Origin of the sequence: Vibrio sp. 1CM7H, from assembly GCF_023161645.1 — a bacterium.
In the GTDB taxonomy this organism is placed as follows: Bacteria; Pseudomonadota; Gammaproteobacteria; order Enterobacterales; family Vibrionaceae; genus Vibrio; species Vibrio diabolicus.
In genome coordinates this window covers 42,534-61,665 of sequence record NZ_JALNTV010000008.1, presented here as the reverse complement: position 1 = coordinate 61,665, position 19,132 = coordinate 42,534, and the positions used below count along the sequence as shown (strand labels likewise).

Sequence of the window (19,132 nt, the reverse complement as noted above, 5' to 3'; positions counted from 1 at the left end):
TATCGACGAAACCCGAGCCACTGCTCGGGTTTTTTATACTTCATTAACCATGAATAATGAGTTGTCACACCCAGCATAAAAAAACCTAAAACCTTGAATATATCCAAATATTATGGATATCCCCGTAAAAAATCACATCCCTCTCCTAGCTTTATTGATAACGTAGCCAAAAATTAAACTTGGAGCACACCAACACATGATTAGGTTTGAAATTGGAAACCAAATCTGCGTTTGCTTGTCCGAAAACGAAATATCTTTAGAGCTCAATCAATCACTCCACCACTCCATTCCTGTCAACCCAAATGAGTACGCCATTCTGTCAACCATCGCCAAATACGGCAGCTTAAATACGCCAATTAGCCAGCGATTGATAGAAAGCAAAATCACTCAACAATACAAAATGACACTGCCTGAAAATGGCTTTAAAAACGCGGTGGCCGCTCTAAGAAAGAAATTTCGCAAGCTCACGGAAGAACACGTAACCACAAAAAAAAATATTATCGAAAATATTCACCGGACCGGATACTTCATCCCTTTTACTATGCAAAACAACCATCAGAATGGCATCGACCATCAACACAAGATCAATCAATACACAACAAACAGCCTTGGCAAAGCCCTTCGTATTTGTCTGCGTAATAAAAAGATCTATTCAGATACGCTGTGGGTCGTGTTGATCACAGCGATCATTTTCTTTGCCATCTGTTATTACGCGATAAACAGCATTGTGAAACATAATTATCTGGATAACGCCTTCGAAATTGCAGAGAACCTTTCCCAAAAGAGCTGCTTTGCTGATGAAAGAGAATTGAAGTCGCTCTTTGATAATGTAAAGCTGGTCGAATCGAGCATGATGCTAGACCGTTTCAATATCCGGTGTTTAGTCACCCCAGAAACCGTTGTCCCTGTCAGCAAAAAAGCATTTGAAGAGTGGAGTAATAATAGCAATTATACGACCCAATCATTTGACTTGAATAACGCGACCGTTTTGGTTCGTGTCAAAAACATTAACTTATCCGACAACGTTGAAAATCATATTTCGCGTTTTTTTCTTTCCGGCATGAAGCTATCAACCAATACAGGGACCTCTTTAGAAATTGGTAACACCAATGAACGCTTTTTCAACTATCACGTTAAGAACAGCGGCTATAAAGAGGTGTATTACATCTCTGGACCGTTTCAAAGCATCATTTTATTAAGCTTGCTGTTTCTCATAATACTGCGTCATCGCTCTCTACAAGCCTTTATGGCTTATTTGTGTGCAATTCGACAATTTAAAATCAAACTGGAGCCGATTTATGACACTTCAGCGCAAAAGATTGTGCATTACGAAGCGCTCTCGCGGTTTAAGGTAAAAAATACGCAACGGTTTATTGAGACACTGATCCGCAATGGGCTGCTCCTAACTCATACCTTACTGGTGATAGAGTCCATCTATACTAAGCACAAAGCCTTGCCTATTCCTATCAGCATCAATATTTGTCCTTCTTTGCTGCGAGGACGCAACTTTTCAATCCTACACAGAGAACTATCTAACCGAGATTGTCGTTTGCTGACGATTGAAATCACGGAAAATGCATCGATGTACTATACCTCCGAGATTTATGGCAATGTCGCGAAACTAAAAGCACTGGATTGTAAAATCAGTATCGATGACTTTGGCACTGGCAACAACAACGTGTCGCTCATCAGTAAAATCAATCCAGATTATTTGAAAATAGATCGGGAGTTTGTGATTGGTTTAAAGTCGGACGATAAGAAAGTGGAAACGTTGCGTCAGTTAATCGCCATGGGAAATACGTATCGGTGTACCGTCATTGTTGAAGGCGTAGAAACCGCCGATAGCGCTCACTTACTCACAACATTAGGTGCTTATATTCACCAAGGTTATTATTATCCTCTGCATTTCTAGCTTTTCTTAACCTCGTGAGTTACTTAAACTAGAGGGAATACTCTATTAAAGTTCGTGGCGGCATGAGGATATGCCGCCAATTTGTGGTTGAACGATGATTGCTATTAAACCCACCAAACTGAAAGATTTTTCGAGTTTGATGCAATTGGATGTGCAGGAAGAGCAGAAAGGATTTTCTACGCCGTTTGAAGTGGCTTATCAAAAACGCAATAAGTCTGAAGCGTTCTTTACGATTTATTCTGACGATCTATTAGTTGGCTATCTTGTTATCGATAAAGGCTTCTCCCAACATGCGCCCTTTGCCAAAAGGCACGAACTGGGGCTCAAGTACTTGATGGTTGATCGACGCTTCCAACGCCAAGGGGTTGGGAGTGAAGCGTTACGTAAACTGTTCGTTTATGCGTATACCATTGACCCTGAAAGCACCTCTCTTTGCGTCACTGTGCCACAGAGTCAGCAATACGCTATCAGTTTTCTTGATGCGTGTGGATTCATCAATACAGAGAAAACAACGTTTGGTGAGAACGAAAAAGAGTGGATTTTACGTCATCCACTGAGCTAGCAAGAAAAGTATAAAAATAGGGAATATCCAGATACAACAAAGGCAAGCTCATGGCTTGCCTTTGTCTTCAATGCTCAATAAAAAGTGACTTATTCACCTTTGTAAATACAACCGGCTGTGCACGTTTCTTTGATTTCTACTTTGCTTAGCAACGGTAAACTTGGCTTAAGCTGTTGCCAAATCCATTTTGCTAGCACTTCGCTCGTCGGATTCTCCAACCCTTCAATGTCGTTCAGGTAATAATGGTCTAAACGATTGTAAATTGGTTTGAATGCCGCTTTGATTTCAGCGAAATCCACTACCCAACCAGTATGCGGGTCTACCTCACCTTCTACATAAAGACGAACTAAGAAAGAGTGTCCATGCAAACGACCACACTTATGGCCTTCAGGTACATGTGGCAAGTGATGTGCCGCTTCGAACATAAACTCTTTGTACAATTCTGTTTTCATCTTGATTCTCAGGCTTTAAAAAGACACGCAATACTAAGGAATTCACTGCCAACAGACAAGTGCTACTCAATACAAGCGTAGCAAAACGCCGTTTGTTCTCAGCGAAAATAATTAAACCTTTGTCCTGATCGTCGTATTTCTGTCATGCGCCAAACATTTGATTACACAGCACTCACATCACAATTACATATCCCCAACATGAGTGGGGTCACAATCATTCATTTCGTTGTTCGCAGTGCGCATTTGTGCACATTAAGATTGTGCAGTTCGTTCCAATTACACTTATAAATTTATGCGCTCAACTATCACTTTTAAGCTCTTGCTCGCGTTAATTGCCGTCTTCAGCTGTGTTCTGGCTGCTTCTACGGCTTATCAATACCATCAACAAAAAACCTTAATCAATGATGTTCTCAGTGAACAGCTTCATGATAAGGCCAGTAATTACTTCGATAGCCTAAACATGATGATGCTAACAGGCACCATGTCGCAAAAAGAAACTTTGCGAAAAAAAGCACTCGCTCAAGAAGGGATTGAAGAAGTTCGCGTGTTGCGGGCCGATACCGTAACCAAGCTTTACGGACCAGGACAAGCAAACCAACAACCGGTCGATGATATTGACCAACGAGCTTTAAATGGCGAACTGGTCATTGAGCCAATTTCAGCCGATTGGGGGAACGGACTGGTTGTCGCGCTACCAATGAAATCAAGCGAAAATTATCGTGGCACCAACTGCGTTTCTTGCCATGTAGCACCAGAAGGCGAAGTATTGGGCGCGATTCGTTTGGAATACAACATGAACCACGTCAATTCAATGATCAATAAACAGGCAATGTTTGCGATGGGAATAATGGCCGTTATCGCGTTTGTTGGTTTTATTATAACGATGAGTTTGATTCGTAAGATCATTGTTCGCCCAATACAAAAAACGTCGCAATTCATGGCGAATGTGAGCCATAGTAAAGATCTATCTCAACGACTTGTTCATCACCAAAAAGATGAGGTAGGCCAACTTTCTACCGCGATTAATTCGTTTATGGATACGGTATCCGAGAGTTTAGAGCGTGTACAAGACACCTCCCACTCTCTTGCCAATTCAGCCAGTCAGTTAACGGATGTTGCACAATCAACAGACAAAGCGGCCAATAATCAACAATTGGAAACCAGTGACGTACAAAGCAACATCACCGACATGTTGCAACAACAAACCGCCGTTGAAGACTCGACCAATAACGCCACAGCTCTAGTCAACCACACCGTTGATGTTGCTACTCACAGCGCAAGCCAAGCACACAGCGTGAGCGAAGACATCAAACACTTGGTGAGCAATATCGACGGCGTGCGGGAGAAAATCAGTTCGTTAAACCAAAGAACCGAAGAAGTATCATCCATTCTAGGGGTCATTAAAGGCATTGCAGAACAAACCAACCTACTCGCGTTGAATGCTGCAATTGAAGCCGCCCGAGCCGGAGAGCAAGGACGCGGTTTTGCCGTCGTCGCGGAGGAAGTGCGTAACCTAGCTTCTCGGACCGCCGAAGCCACAGGCAACATTGAGCATATCATTTCTCAATTCCAGCAAGGGAGTGAAGAGTCCTTAGCCTCTGTGGATACTGTCTGCCAGTTTGCTCACCAACGTTCAGTCGATGTCGAGACACTTTCAGTCACGATGCATAACGTTGTCGATGAAATGCATCAAGTTCTGAAACATGCGGAAAACATTCAAAGCCAGACGCAAACCACATCCGACGTCAGTCAGCGTATTCAATCCAAAATTGATGTGATCACACTGCATGCTGACGACACATCGCAATCAGCATCGCACACGCGTGATATTAGTGTTGATTTAGAGCATCTATCCGAACGTTTAGAGCAATTACTTAACCAATTCACACTTTCAGAGCATCAAAGAGTGAATAAATAAAGAGATTCTCCCCATCAAAATGAATATAAAGGTTGATGCGAGCGAATTGACAGGTAATATGTCTCGTTGAATCTGTAAAATGCTACCCAACTCAGCACTTAGCTTGTTTTTTGAACAAAAATGTTATTAGACAAGCACTTTAATAAGTGTTGGGTTGAATTTTTACCTCAATGGAGAATATTGAAAACATGACTTACGCGCCTGTATCAGACGTATTGAAAGGTCAGCTAGCAGTAGACAGCGAAGTGACTGTTCGTGGCTGGATCCGTTCACGTCGTGATTCCAAAGCTGGAATCTCTTTCCTTGCCATATATGACGGCTCTTGTTTCGACCCGATTCAGGCCGTGGTCCCAAATAATCTTAATAATTACGAAGACGAAGTACTAAAGCTAACGACTGGCTGCTCTGTTGAAGTAACTGGTAAGATTGTTGAATCTCCTGCAAAGGGCCAAGACTTCGAACTTGCTGCCACTGGCGTTAAAGTGGTTGGCTGGGTTGAAGACGCTGAAACTTACCCGATGGCAAAAACTCGTCACTCTATCGAGTACCTACGTGAAGTTGCGCACCTACGTCCGCGCACAAACGTAATCGGTGCGGTAGCTCGTGTACGTAACTGCCTATCTCAAGCGATCCACCGCTTCTACCACGAGCAAGGTTACTTCTGGGTATCTGCACCACTAATTACAGCTTCAGATGCTGAAGGTGCAGGTGAAATGTTCCGCGTTTCTACGTTAGACATGGAAAACCTGCCTCGTACAGACGCAGGCAAAGTAGACTACAACGAAGACTTCTTCGGTAAAGAAACTTTTCTTACGGTATCTGGTCAGCTAAACGCGGAAGCTTACGCTTGTGCACTAAGCAAGGTTTACACTTTCGGCCCTACTTTCCGTGCTGAAAACTCAAACACAAGCCGCCACCTAGCAGAGTTCTGGATGGTTGAGCCTGAAGTTGCGTTCGCAGAACTGGACGACGTTGCGAAACTGGCTGAAGACATGCTTAAGTACGTATTCAAAGCAGTACTTGAAGAGCGTCGCGATGACCTTGAGTTCTTTGCTCAGCGCATCGACAAAGAAGCCGTTAGCCGTCTAGAGAACTTTGTTTCTTCTGACTTCGCACAAGTTGACTACACTGACGCGATCCAAATCCTGTTGGATTCTGGCCGTGAGTTCGAATTCCCAGTTGAGTGGGGTATCGATATGTCATCTGAGCACGAGCGTTTCCTAGCGGAAGAGCACTTCAAAGCGCCGGTAATCGTTAAGAACTACCCGAAAGACATCAAAGCATTCTACATGCGTATGAACGATGATGGTAAGACGGTAGCGGCAATGGACGTTCTAGCACCTGGCATCGGTGAAATCATCGGTGGTTCTCAGCGTGAAGAGCGTCTAGACGTACTGGATGCACGTATGCGCGAAATGGGTATCGACCCTGAGCACATGAGCTGGTATCGCGACTTGCGTCGTTACGGCACAGTGCCACACGCAGGCTTTGGTCTAGGCTTTGAGCGTCTAGTATCTTACGTAACAGGCATGGGCAACGTTCGTGACGTGATCCCATTCCCACGTACGCCTCGCTCTGCGAACTTCTAATCACTTTTTAGTGAGACAGAATTAGAAAAGACCTCCCTAGTGGAGGTCTTTTATTTTGTGCTCAACCGTCAATACTATCTGCCAAGCAACTCAAGCTTGAGTTAGTCTTCTTCCTTATCTCTGTCCGCTTTTTCAGCGTACTTTACGCCCACAATACATAAGCCAAACATTACGAAAGGGATCACGGCCGCGGTGTACTCTGTCCATGCCATATGAGAGAAAGACTTCGCCAAAATGAGATGCGCAAATACCAGTAAAAACGCACTAAAAATAGCAACGGCGATTAACCTTAACTCATGTTTAACCAACTGCTTTTTCATCTTAAATCCTGCTTAATCGTCCAAGGTCTGTCGACCTGAATAATGATTGAAGCACAATTTGCAAAAATGGCGCTGATACAGTTGGAGCAAAAAAACACTAAGCAGTTTAATGGGTTTCAATTCTGAGTAATTCGCGAAGCAAATCACCTAACCTTTTGATAGCACGTTCCAAACTCGTTTCTAAAGGAAGCGATGTATTCAGTCTTAAATAGTTTTCGTATTGATCACTTATCGAAAAGAGTTTGCCATAAGCGACGGTAACCTGCTCAGACAATAGTGCTTGATATACCGCTTTACTTGATATTCCATCTGGCAATTTCAGCCAAAGAAAGTAACCACCATCAGGACGTTGATAGGTAACCTCTTTAGGTATGTGCTTTGCGAGTAAATCCACGAAGTCAGCTTGACGGTGTTGCAGTGTCTTACGCAGCTTTCTCAGGTGGTTGTCGTAACTGTCGTTTTGTAAGTAGTGTGCAACTCCCTGCTGAATAGGGGCACTCCCAGACAATGTCGATATTAACTGGAGCTTTTGAATAGTCTCGTTAAAACGCTTATTCACCACCCAACCCAAGCGATATCCAGGGCATAAACTCTTAGAAAAAGAACCACAATGAAGGACACGTTCTTGCTCATCAAAGCTCTTTAATGAGTTCGGCCTTTTGTCAGAAAAATACAGCTCAGAGTACACATCGTCTTCGATGAGATACACATCATATCGATTGGCTAACTCAACAATGTATCGTTTGTGTTCATCAGACAAAGAAGCTCCGGTTGGATTATGAAAGTTCGTCATTAACCAACAAGCCCGAACGTCTTCATTGGCAAAGGCTGCTTCGATTTGTTCAAGCGAATGCCCACTCTCATCATCGACACTGATTTCTATAGCCTTGAGACCTAACCGTTCTACTGCTTGAAGTGCGCCATAAAACGTTGGGGATTCGACAACGACGGTATCACCTGGTCGGGTGACCGCTTGCAAACTCAAGTTTAATGCTTCTAGCGCACCGGAAGTAATAACCACATCATCATGGGTTAGTGATATCCCATGATGAATATACCTCTGAGCGACGAGTCGCCTTAACGACTCAGCACCAGGAGGTAGGTTGTCTAGCAACTTATCCGGCCCCATTTTTCGTCCCGAGCTGGCCAAATTACGGTTAAGCGACTCTAAAGGAAACAAACACGGATCCGGAAACGCCGAGCCTAAATGAACAACACCCGATGTTGCTTGGTGCTTCAAAAACGAATACAACTCATCATTCAACTTAGTGCATGGCGTATTGTTGCTTTTAATTCCATTCGTATTGGTGAGACGTTCAAGATCGGCAGTCACATAGTAACCAGATTGAGGCTTTGCTATCACCCAACCTTGCGCCTCTAGCAATTGATAGGCTTGTAATACCGTACCTGCACTTACGGAATGATTGCGGCTGGTGACGCGTATTGAAGGCAGCTTCTCCCCTGCTCTCCAAGTATCTTGCTGAATTTGTGCCTTAAACAATTCGGCCAATTGACGGTATCGATTCATGTATCCCTCATTTCACTTGCAGCCGCACCATAGCATACTTCGCGCCAGCATTCTGATATGGCAGTCGTCAATTTAGCAACGTAATTTATCAAGCTTGTTAATAGCAATTTCGACGACGAAGTGAGAATTTATGTTCCATACTTTTACTGATACGTCCGAGTGGTCTTAAATCTTTGCCTTGTCCGAAAAGCAAGGCATTCCACAGAGCTGAGAGTGTAAAGTCCACTTAGACATCTATCTTTTAAGTCGGGAGGAAGCGATGAAAGTATTTACAATGGACGATCTCTCTTATCGCGGGAAACATAAAGGTGTACATAGCTGGGACCATCCTGGCGGCACAACCCCTTATTACTGGCATCCTGATTGGTTGCATATCGCTGAAGATGCTTTGGGTGAACACAAAAAGGCTGACCTTGAAGTCCCTGACGGAGAAGCAGCGACAGAAGAGCATGCAAAAGCGGCGATTCTCAAACACTTGAATGACAAGTAGTTTAGGCTCTATCACCGTTCAAGAATAGCGTTAGGTAGACGAATCCATCGTCGTATGCTTTAAACGCAGATAAAGCCAAAACCTGCCAAATAATAAATTCTTCTGAATGAGAAGTACGCATCGTCTATAGCTATCGAATGACAAAATAAGTCGATAGTTATCACATTAATTTTCATTACATCTGTTACATTTAGATAGTAATGGTGATGCACACCTCAACTCATGGATTATGAGAGAAAACAATAATGGCGAAATACAACGAAGAAGACATTAAATACAAAGGTGAATCCAACGGCGTACATTCTTGGAGTTCTCCTTCCGGCCAACCTTATTACTGGCACCCAGATTGGCTACACGTAGCAGAAGATGCGACGGGCACACACCCGAAACAAAAGCTTGAAGTCGAAAAAGCGGAAGTCCCAACAGAGAAGCACGCGTTAAAAGCAATCTTAAAGCATATGAACGACTGGGCGACTGAGAAGCTTTCTTCTAACCCAGACATCGAAACCAATGCGGTTGAGTCTGAAATCGATCTGAAGAAATAACATCAATCGGCCTCTATACTTCTTACAAGCAAACGCTCCAACTTTAGTGGGGCGTTTTTGTCTCAACTAGTAACCGCCACTCCACGTAAATCACTAACGCAAAGCACTAAAGTCAAACGATTGGTACGTGAACAAAACTTCATCAACCATGGTATAAATCCCCTTCAAACTCTGTGCCTACCAAACGTTTTCATGGCAAAAACTTTAGTTATGTTAGAATTCTGTTTCAAATCGCAACTTTTTTAGGTTTTCTTTTCAGTAACGGTTGTAACCAATATTGCTGAAAGGTATAAATGTTAGCACACCCCTTCGATTAACATGGATGAAGATTATGTTTGAAAAAGTAGTTGCCGCTCCGGCTGACCCTATTCTTGGCCTTACTGAAGAGTTTAAAAAAGATACTCGCGCAGACAAAATTAACCTTGGCGTAGGTATTTACAAAAACGAGCAAGGCGAAACTCCCGTTCTTGCAACAGTAAAGAAAGCTGAAGCAGCGCTTGTTGAAACTGAAAAAACCAAATCTTACCTGACTATCGAAGGCACAGCAGAGTACGGCATTGCAGTACAAAAACTGCTTTTCGGCTCTGATGCAGAAATTGTAAACGAAAAACGCGCTAAAACAGCTCAAGCTCCAGGTGGTACTGGTGCATTACGTGTTGCTGGTGAGTTCATTAAACGCCAACTTGGCGATGTAAAAATCTGGATCAGCAACCCTACTTGGGCAAACCACAACGGCGTATTTACTGCCGCTGGTATCGAAACGGCACAATACAGCTACTACAACGCAGAAACAAAAGACAAAGACTTCGATGCAATGCTAAACGATCTGCAATCTGCATCTGAAGGTGACATCGTGCTTCTACACGGCTGCTGCCACAACCCTACTGGTATCGATCCAACTGCTGAAGAATGGGAAACATTGGCGAAACTTGTCGCAGAGAAGAAATTGCTTCCTCTATTTGACTTCGCATACCAAGGCTTTGCTAAAGGCGTGGAAGAGGATGCTGCGGGTCTTCGTACTTTTGCTAAGTACAACAAAGAAATCCTAGTCGCGAGCTCGTTCTCGAAAAACTTTGGCCTATACAACGAACGCGTTGGTGCCTTCACGTTAGTAGCGGAATCAGAAGAAGTCGCAACAACCGCATTCTCGCAAGTTAAAGCCATTATTCGCTCTATCTACTCTAACCCACCAGCGCACGGCAGCGCGGTCGTGACTCACATTCTTGGCAATGCCGAAATGCGTGCGGAATGGGAAGCTGAAGTAGCAGAAATGCGTGACCGTATCCAAGAGATGCGTGAACTATTTGTAGCGACACTAAAATCAGAAGGTGTGGACGCAGACTTTAGCTTCATCGAACGTCAAAATGGTATGTTCTCTTTCTCTGGCCTATCTAAAGAGCAAGTAAACCGTCTGAAAGAAGAGTTCGGTATTTACATCGTCGGTTCAGGCCGAATCAGTGTTGCTGGTATGACGAAGTCAAATATGGGTCCTCTATGTAAAGGCATTGCAGCGGTTTTATAATCGATAGTCGCATACTTTATTAAAAGAAAAGGTCAGCATAAGCTGACCTTTTTGTTTTTATTTATTGCCAATAAATGAACCTGTCCGCTAGTAGACAAACTTCAAACTCAGCCCCACTTCATTGACATAATCAGAGCTCTCACCGCTGTAATCGGTATCTCTAAACTGATAAAAAAGACCAGTACCAATAACATCATGCCATTGGTAGTTAAAACCTATCTTAAAATTGTTCTCATCGACGATATCACTGCGGTTAACTTCCACCTCGGCCGTCGCAATAAGTTTTTCACTGAATAAGTAATTCCCCCCAATGGTGACGGCTTGAAGCAGTTCACTATCTGAAGATAACGTATTATCCGTTTTGTCGTCCGTCGCTTTCGCTTTGATTGCACCTATTCCATATTTACCGTAGATATCGAATTGATCCGTAATCCCATAACGATAACCACCACCAAACAACAAACGGTCAATGCGAAGAGTAAAGTCGTCCGGATGGAAAAACTGCGCCGAGTAATCGACATTAAACAACCAGTTCTCAGTAAATAAGTAATTACCACCGAGCCCAATTGTGGTCGCGTTCGAATTATCTAACCACTCTTCATTTGTGGTTCCGGCACCCACATCTAGGTGAATGTGTTCATACCCAAATTTTTCTGCTTGGTCCATGACCGCCGCGCTAGTTACTGCTGGCAAAGCAGCTAAAGACGCAAGCAATAAACTTCTCACCATTCGACTTCCTTTCATGAGAATTATTTAAACACTGCCCCCAAATCACCTTGAGTGGCTTAGTTCAACAAAAATAACTTAGTTTACAGACGCGGTAACGATTTGAAATCTGCTATGCCTCTAAATCAAGCATTGGCCCAAAATATATCGACCACGTCCGCTCACCTTTTAAGTGACTATATAGTAGTAGAAATGCCGATTCCTTATCGTGCGATATGTCAGAATCTTATGACTGAGTACGAAAATCACGGTTCAGATAAGACTCTGTTTTAAAACTAAGTTAAGATTACTTTATTATTTGCGAACTAAAAGGCACCTTCGATGGATGCAGAACTTCTCGAGATTTATAACTTTCTCGCCAAGTACCCCCCGTTCAATGAACTCCCTGAAGAAACACTAAACAAGGTGACAGAGAGCGTCGAGATCTCGTACTACCGAGAAGATACCCCAATCATCCATTTTGGAGACTATATCCAAGATCTCTACGTGGTGCGAAGCGGTGTCGTAGAAGTTTATCGACGTAAAGGAGAGCTTTATAACCGTCTTGATGAAGGTGACCTCTTTGGTCAAATGGGAATGCTAACCAACAACAAAGTACGCTTTCCAGTAAAAGCCATTGAAGATACTCTGCTCTACTGTATTCCTGGTGACGTTTTCCAAGAGATATACGACAACTTTGATTCCTTTGCAGACTTTGTCGAAGTGGAAAATAGTGCTCGTTTACGCCAAGCCATTTCAGAAAACAAAGATGCCAATGACCTGACGACATCGAAAGTGAAAACCTTGCTGACTGGCGATGCTCATACGATTGATCGTGGTCAAACAATCCAGCAAGCCGCGCAGCAGATGGCGAATGACAACGTATCTGCTCTACTTATCGTCGATCCAGATTTCGTTCGTGACGAAGATGACCCACAGTCTCCGGTACTTGGTATTATTACTGACCGTGACTTGTGTACCCGTGTGTTAGCCGAAGGCTTGTCTCCACAGGACGATGTATCAAGTGTGATGACCACTGAAGTCATGTCTCTTGATCACAATGCCTACATCTATGAAGCAATGTTAACCATGCTGCGTTACAACGTGCACCATCTGCCTGTGGTTAAAAACCAATTGCCTATTGGTATTATCGAAACAACCGACATTGTTCGTTATGAATCACAAAACTCGCTCTTATTGGTGAGCAGCATTTTCCAACAACAGACCATCGAAGATTTGGCAGTTGTTGCTGAAGAAGTAAAAAGCAGCTTTGTACGCCTGGTCAACGAAGATGCCAACTCACACATGGTGGGCAGTGCGATGTCCGTAATTGGTCGAAGCTTCAAACAACGTCTGTTAGAAATGGCTGAAGAAGAGCTTGGCCCACCACCAATTCCTTATTGTTTCCTTGCACTTGGCTCAATGGGACGTGATGAGCAACTGTTGGTGACTGACCAAGATAACGCCATCATTCTAGATGAGACCTACCAAGAAGAGAAACATGGTAAGTACTTCGAAGCTTTAGCAAAATACGTCAGTGATGGATTAGATGCCTGTGGCTACAAGTATTGTACGGGCGATATTATGGCAACCAACCCATTATGGCGCATGACTCGTTCAGAGTGGGAAGAGTGCTTCGCTGACTGGATTGATAACCCGAACCCGAAAGCGCTACTCAACGCGTCCATCTTTTTCGATTTGGATGGCGTTTACGGTCGCTTAAAATGGGCAGAACAATTAACCAGCTTTATTGTTCGTCGTGCGCGTAAAAACAATCGCTTCTTAGCCTGTCTGGCTCGTAACGCACTTAACCGAACGCCGCCACTTGGCTTCTTTAAAGACTTTGTGATGGAGAAAGATGGCAGACACAACAACTCCATCAACCTCAAACGTCGTGGTACGGCTCCTCTGGTCGACTTAATTCGCGTTCACTCTCTGGCGGTTGGCTCACGCGCACAGAACTCGTTTGAGCGTCTCGACGACATCATTGATGCTGGCATTTTGCCAAAAGGTCGTGCACAAGACTTAAAAGACGCACTAGAGTTTATTTCCATGGTGCGTATTCGTCACCAAGCGACGGACGTGGAATTAGGCATTGACCCAGATAACAATATCGAACCAGAAAATCTCTCTGAATTTGAACGTCGCAACCTAAAAGATGCTTTCCAAATCCTAAGCAATGGTCAGAACTTCCTTAAGTTCCGCTACCAAGCGAATAAGAGCTTTAAGTGAGGTTGAACATGATCAAAAAGCTCTTTCAGAAGCCAACCATTCAGTGGCCAACGAAATTTGAACAAAAGTTGGAGATGGCTAAAGATGAGAATTTAATTGCGTTTTATAGCAATAAACCACCGGCACCAGAGACCCCCCTGTCTGAGGTGGAGTTCGTCGCGCTAGATTTCGAAACGACGGGGTTGAACCCCGAAAAACATGACATCATTACCATTGGTTTAGTGCCGTTTAACTTGAAACGTATTTTCTTGCGCAATTCGCGTCATTGGAAAGTTCGCCCGCAGCGAGCACTCGATGAAGACTCGGTAATCATACATGGTATTACTCACAGTGAATTGATCGATGCACCTGACTTGGGCGACATCTTAAGCGAGCTACTACCATGCTTAAGCGGAAAAATCATTGTTGTGCATTATCGTCGTATCGAGAGAGAATTTCTGGATAAAGCACTCAAAAGCCGTTTAGGGGAAGGAATTGAGTTTCCAGTGATAGATACGCTGCATCTTGAAGAAACCATTCAACAGAAACGCTCTGGCTCACTCTGGGAGCGTTTAAAAGGGAAAAAGCCAGAATCGGTTCGGCTAGCGCAATCTCGACGCCGTTATGGTCTGCCAGACTATACCCCTCACCATGCATTAACCGATGCAATTGCTACGGCAGAACTGCTACAAGCGCAAATCGCCCATCATTATAGCGAAGAGCAACCGATCAGTGAGTTCTGGCTATAACGTCTTGCTAGCTTAATAAGCGATCAAAAAAGGAGCCAAATGGCTCCTTTTTATTTAGGTCGGTATCCGATTACAGCTTAAAGCGTTGAATCTCTTGCTCTAATTCGTGTGAAAGCTCAGATAGGTGGGCAGCTTGTTCTGCTGCTTGATGAGCTTCTACCGACAGCTCGTTAGAAACGTCACGAATGCCTTCAGTATTACGCGTGATCTCGGTTGTTACCGATGCTTGCTCTTCTGCCGCTGATGCAATCTGCGTTGCCATGTCACTGATGCGCTCAACAGCAGTATGGATTTGCGTCAAGCTCGCTGCAGCCGCGTTTGCATCATCAACACTGGTGTCAGCCAGACGACGGCTATCACCCATGATGCCAACCGCTTTCGCTGTTGTGCCCTGTAGCATCTCGATAGTTTCTTGAATCTCTTGCGTTGAAGCATGAGTGCGTTGGCTCAATACGCGAACTTCATCCGCAACCACAGCAAAGCCACGGCCTTGTTCACCTGCACGTGCTGCTTCAATTGCCGCGTTAAGTGCAAGTAGGTTTGTTTGCTCAGCAATACCTTGAATCGTTGATAGAATCGTATTGATGCTATTTCCGTGTGCTTCTAGCTCTTGAATCACATCAGTGGCGACTTGAACTTCTTGCGCCAAGTTCTGGATAGAACCTTGCGTCTGAGTCACTTGGCTAGAACCGTGTGAACAAGCTTGAACCGCTTCCTCTGAGTTACTTGCCGTGCTATCTGCATTACCTGCAATTTCTTGTGTCGCTGCAGCCATTTCGTTCACAGCCGTCGCCACCATGTTGATCTCATCTTGCTGGTAAGAGATACGCTGACTACGCTCTTCAGCTTGCTGTGCTGTCGTGCGTGCTTGCTCTGAAAGCGCAGATGATACGTGGCTAAGCTTGGTCACCATCGTGTGCATGTTGCCAACAAAGCGGTTGAAGTTTTCAGCCAGTTTACCGACTTCATCATCACTGCGTGGTTCTAGTCGTTGCGTTAAGTCACCTTCACCAGATGCAATTTCCTCAAGTGCATTTGATACGCGGCTCAAGTCACGGAACAAGAAACCAACCAACCAAGATACCGCAAGAATAACCACAATGGTGATCATCACTGCAGTGATCAATAGGTCACGTAGCAATACCGCATGCCCTGCTTCTTCCGTTGCGCGATCCATTTCAATCGCGAACATCCAATGCGTGCCAGGTACTTTATTAAAGTAGTAAAGCTTCTCTTTGCCTTTGATTACCGTATCTTCGATACGACCTTCATCTGCAGCGCGCTCGATTGCCTCTTCTGAAAAGTCTTTTAGAACACTGGTGATAGGCTTAAGCGTTAAGCTTTTATCAGGATGCGCTAGGAACGTACCTTCGTTCATATCGATTAACATCGCATGCGCGTTTTCACCTGCATCTAGGTTAATCACGTCGCTGATGAGCTGATCGATCAATACATCTGCACCAACAACACCAACAAACTGACCATTTTTCATTACTGGCTCAGCAATGGTTACAAGCAGCGCGTTAGTGATTGCATCTTGATATGCAGCTGTGATGATCTGCTTACCTGCGGCGTTAGCATCTTTGTACCAAGGACGAGTACGAGGATCGTAATCAGCACGGTTACGCTCAGGGTGAGAGCGATACATATCACCATTTGGTGTACCAAGGAAGATGTCATCAAAGCCACCAGCCTTGCGAGCTTGTTGTAGGAAAGGGACAACGTCTTGCTCTGTCGAGTAGTCGTTGAATGCGGTAGCAATATCTTTACGGATATTGACCCAATCAGAAATTCCTTCTGACGCAGTAGTACTTAGACTTTGCGCACGTGAATAGACACCTGAACGAGTCTGATCAAATAATTGACCAGCCGACAACCAAGTAAGTGCTGTTGCCATCACAACAACAGCAGAAAGGCTTGCGCCAATAAGCTTTTGTTTTAATGATAATTTCATATTTATAGTTTTTGAGTTGGGAGAACAGTTAAGGTGTGTGAATATTACACACTTTTTCACGACTATTCACTAATTTTTAAAAAACAAAATAGCACATTAACTCTTTGTAAAATATGAACTTTCATGTGTCATTTTTTTGTCTCACCGTCATAAAAACCGCACAAAAAAAGCCAGCAAAATGCTGGCCTTTTGATTACTTGTTACTCAGACAGATTTATAAAATGCCTGAGTTATTGACGTTCTGTTCTCATACCCATCAATAAGCTCACACACATTGCAAGCAGAATGAAGGTAAACGGTAGTGCTGTAGAAATTGCACCTGCCTGAAGCGCTTGAACCGCTTCTGAGCCACCAATCCACAGTAGAGCAACCGCAATTGCACCTTCCATAAATGCCCAGAAAACACGTTGAAGTACAGGAGCGTCGACTTTACCGCCCGCTGTGATGCTGTCGATAACAAGTGAACCAGAGTCAGAAGACGTGATGAAGAACACAAGTACCAACACAACAGCAATGATTGAAAGCATGCTACCAAATGGAAGAACATCGAACATTTGGAACATAGCAAGTGAAACGTCAGTCAAACCATTCGTGCCCAACTCACCTACTTTATCAACAACTTGCTCGATCGCTAGACCACCAAATACTGACATCCAAACAACCGTAACAGCGGTTGGAACCAATAGAACGGCTGTAATGAATTCACGAACGGTACGACCGCGAGAAACACGCGCAATGAACATACCTACGAATGGTGACCATGAAATCCACCAAGCCCAGTAGAATACTGTCCAGCCTTGGAACCATGCCTCATCTGTACGACCAAACGGGTTACTTAGCGGAATAATATTCTCTACGTATGCCATAAGTGTGGTTGGAATCGAGCCTAGACTCGCCGCCCAACCGATAAGACCAACAAGAATCAGTAGCAAGAACGCCACAACCATGTTGATGTTACTAATGACTTTAACGCCACCATCAATACCACGTACGACTGAAACAACAGCCAGCAAAGTTACAACGGTAATGACGACGATTTGTAGGCCAAGGCCTGGCTCAACACCAAATACGTGATGAATACCACTTGCCGCTTGTTGTGCACCTAAGCCCAGTGACGTTGCAAGACCAAACAAGGTCGCAAGAACGGCCAAGATATCCACGATATGACCAGCCCAGCCCCACGCGCGATCACCCAGAAGCGGGTAGAAGATCGAGCGCATAGACAGCGGTAATCCTTTGTTGTAGGCAAAGAATGCTAAAGAAAGTGCTACAACACCGTAAATTGCCCATGGGTGAAGCCCCCAGTGGAACATCGTCGCACCCAGTGCCAATCTCGCTGCTTCTGGTGTATTTGCTTCAACACCGAGTGGCGTCTCATACCAACCAGTGAAGTAAGCGACAGGTTCTGCGACACTCCAGAACATTAAACCGATACCCATACCAGCCGCAAATAGCATTGCAAGCCATGACATGAACGAGTAATCGGCAACAGCGTCTTTACCACCTAGGCGGATTTTACCCATTGGCGAAACGATAAGTGCCAAACAGAAAATAACGAAAATATTACCTGCAATAATGAACAACCAATCGAATGAACCAATGATCTTCCATTTCAGCCCATCAAGTGCCGTCTTTGCGGTATGTGCATCTAGAACTAATGCAGCGACAAGAAACAGCGCAATTAAACCTGCACTAATACCAAAAACTGGGTTATGAACATCAAAACCCCATTTTTGAACGTTGTCTTGACCTACCGTATAGTCGGTACTATCGATACTGTACTTATCTATACCCTTTGTCATCGTTCCTCTCTATTTTTGTACTGTTTTTACGTACCAAACAAAAAAATCTTTCGAACACGATACGTTTTACATTCCGTGAAGGCGCAAGATCCTATCATTTGACACGTTTTTGTCTATCTTTTTGCTATGAAAAAATCCAATAACTTACTTTTCACTCAGCAATTTCCGCCTTTAAAAGGATAAACCACTAGAGCAATAGTTAGACCACAAACATTTATTGCTATAATAATTTTAGGTCTTCTTATTTTGTCTACACGACGCGACAAAATGAAATTGGAGACACTACTTAAAATTGTAGTGGTAATTTTTGATTCCACCCCTTTAAATAAGGGCGCATTTAAGTTAGTGTCGCCTCGATAAATGTTCCCTACAGACTGGATGAATAAATTGGAAAAGTACGAAGAAGTATTGGTCTCGATTCGTCAGATCATCCGCGCTATTGATTTACATTCTAAAAAGCTGAGCAAAGAGTCTGGATTGACCGCTCCACAGTTGATTTTGATGCGTGCTATCAATGAGTTAGATAACGTAACGATTAAACAGTTGTCTAGCCACACTAACATGAGCCAAGCGACCGCAACGACCATTCTAGATAGACTAGAACGAGGCCAGTTTGTTGAGCGTCAACGCAGTGTTCAAGACAAGCGTAAAGTGCATGCTGTACTTACGAGCAAAGGCCAAGAAGCCCTAAAGCAAGCACCAACGCCATTGCAGGAACACTTCATTAATCGATTCCAAAAATTGGAAGAATGGGAGCAGTCTCTGCTGCTATCTTCCGTTCAGCGCATCTCAACAATGATGAATGCAGAGGATATCGATGTCGCTCCAATGCTCGAGCTTGGCAGCATTACAAAAGTCGATTAATTTCGCTCT

Annotated in this window: 16 protein-coding genes; 10 read left to right on the top strand and 6 right to left on the bottom strand. The window is 44.0% G+C overall.

Features of this window, described 5'->3' with window-relative positions; translation table 11 throughout:
- Nucleotides 1-196: 196 nt before the first annotated feature.
- Together MSG33_RS20235 and MSG33_RS20230 are read left to right on the top strand one after the other, a co-directional pair.
- A complete protein-coding gene (locus tag MSG33_RS20235; protein WP_065646579.1) occupies nt 197-1,912 on the top strand; it encodes an EAL domain-containing protein in 1,716 nt (571 codons plus the stop codon).
- Nucleotides 1,913-2,006: 94 nt separating this feature from the next.
- Nucleotides 2,007-2,474 carry a GNAT family N-acetyltransferase gene (locus MSG33_RS20230; protein ID WP_046876185.1) on the top strand — a complete coding sequence of 156 codons (468 nt, stop codon included), beginning with the start codon at nt 2,007-2,009 and terminating at the stop codon, nt 2,472-2,474.
- Nucleotides 2,475-2,563: 89 nt separating this feature from the next.
- Here MSG33_RS20230 and queD read toward each other — a convergent pair whose 3' ends face one another.
- Entirely contained in the window at nt 2,564-2,926 is a 363-nt protein-coding gene (queD, locus tag MSG33_RS20225; RefSeq protein WP_005376896.1) for a 6-carboxytetrahydropterin synthase QueD, read from the bottom strand.
- A gap of 292 nt (nt 2,927-3,218) precedes the next feature.
- Here queD and MSG33_RS20220 point away from each other — a divergent pair, with 292 nt between their 5' ends.
- Nucleotides 3,219-4,844, top strand: a complete 1,626-nt coding sequence (locus MSG33_RS20220; RefSeq protein WP_109169676.1) for a methyl-accepting chemotaxis protein — start codon at nt 3,219-3,221, stop codon at nt 4,842-4,844.
- Between the two features lie 188 nt (nt 4,845-5,032).
- Nucleotides 5,033-6,433: an asparagine--tRNA ligase gene (gene asnS, locus MSG33_RS20215; protein WP_046876186.1), complete on the top strand. Its 1,401-nt coding sequence runs from the start codon at nt 5,033-5,035 to the stop codon at nt 6,431-6,433.
- Between the two features lie 101 nt (nt 6,434-6,534).
- Here the strand turns inward: asnS and MSG33_RS20210 are convergent, their stop codons facing one another.
- Both MSG33_RS20210 and MSG33_RS20205 read right to left on the bottom strand, forming a co-directional pair.
- A complete protein-coding gene (locus MSG33_RS20210; protein ID WP_012841649.1) occupies nt 6,535-6,753 on the bottom strand; it encodes a hypothetical protein in 219 nt (72 codons plus the stop codon).
- A 106-nt stretch (nt 6,754-6,859) separates the two neighbouring features.
- Entirely contained in the window at nt 6,860-8,281 is a 1,422-nt protein-coding gene (locus MSG33_RS20205) for a PLP-dependent aminotransferase family protein (RefSeq protein ID WP_248381895.1), read from the bottom strand.
- A 259-nt stretch (nt 8,282-8,540) separates the two neighbouring features.
- Between MSG33_RS20205 and MSG33_RS20200 the strand changes: the two genes are divergently transcribed.
- From MSG33_RS20200 to MSG33_RS20190, 3 genes are all read left to right on the top strand, one after another.
- Nucleotides 8,541-8,771: a hypothetical protein gene (locus MSG33_RS20200; protein ID WP_248381893.1), complete on the top strand. Its 231-nt coding sequence runs from the start codon at nt 8,541-8,543 to the stop codon at nt 8,769-8,771.
- 245 nt (nt 8,772-9,016) lie between these two features.
- A complete protein-coding gene (locus MSG33_RS20195; protein ID WP_005396873.1) occupies nt 9,017-9,316 on the top strand; it encodes a hypothetical protein in 300 nt (99 codons plus the stop codon).
- Between the two features lie 331 nt (nt 9,317-9,647).
- Nucleotides 9,648-10,838: an amino acid aminotransferase gene (locus MSG33_RS20190; RefSeq protein WP_012841647.1), complete on the top strand. Its 1,191-nt coding sequence runs from the start codon at nt 9,648-9,650 to the stop codon at nt 10,836-10,838.
- 87 nt (nt 10,839-10,925) lie between these two features.
- Here the strand turns inward: MSG33_RS20190 and MSG33_RS20185 are convergent, their stop codons facing one another.
- The gene (locus MSG33_RS20185) at nt 10,926-11,567 is read right to left on the bottom strand and encodes an outer membrane beta-barrel protein (protein WP_248381891.1); all 642 of its coding nucleotides are present in this window, start codon (nt 11,565-11,567) and stop codon (nt 10,926-10,928) included.
- A 318-nt stretch (nt 11,568-11,885) separates the two neighbouring features.
- On the opposite strand from MSG33_RS20185, the gene MSG33_RS20180 reads away from it, so the two are divergent.
- Together MSG33_RS20180 and MSG33_RS20175 are read left to right on the top strand one after the other, a co-directional pair.
- Nucleotides 11,886-13,775 carry a DUF294 nucleotidyltransferase-like domain-containing protein gene (locus MSG33_RS20180; RefSeq protein ID WP_005396868.1) on the top strand — a complete coding sequence of 630 codons (1,890 nt, stop codon included), beginning with the start codon at nt 11,886-11,888 and terminating at the stop codon, nt 13,773-13,775.
- 8 nt (nt 13,776-13,783) lie between these two features.
- Nucleotides 13,784-14,503: a 3'-5' exonuclease gene (locus MSG33_RS20175; protein WP_080955984.1), complete on the top strand. Its 720-nt coding sequence runs from the start codon at nt 13,784-13,786 to the stop codon at nt 14,501-14,503.
- 70 nt (nt 14,504-14,573) lie between these two features.
- Here the strand turns inward: MSG33_RS20175 and MSG33_RS20170 are convergent, their stop codons facing one another.
- Both MSG33_RS20170 and MSG33_RS20165 read right to left on the bottom strand, forming a co-directional pair.
- On the bottom strand, nt 14,574-16,457 hold the full coding sequence (locus MSG33_RS20170) for a methyl-accepting chemotaxis protein (protein WP_012841645.1): 1,884 nt from the start codon (nt 16,455-16,457) through the stop codon (nt 14,574-14,576).
- 230 nt (nt 16,458-16,687) lie between these two features.
- Complete coding sequence (locus tag MSG33_RS20165; RefSeq protein WP_005394723.1) at nt 16,688-18,259, bottom strand: BCCT family transporter; 1,572 nt, start codon at nt 18,257-18,259, stop codon at nt 16,688-16,690.
- Between the two features lie 387 nt (nt 18,260-18,646).
- Between MSG33_RS20165 and MSG33_RS20160 the strand changes: the two genes are divergently transcribed.
- The gene (locus MSG33_RS20160; RefSeq protein ID WP_031780419.1) at nt 18,647-19,123 is read left to right on the top strand and encodes a MarR family transcriptional regulator; all 477 of its coding nucleotides are present in this window, start codon (nt 18,647-18,649) and stop codon (nt 19,121-19,123) included.
- Nucleotides 19,124-19,132: the final 9 nt, after the last annotated feature.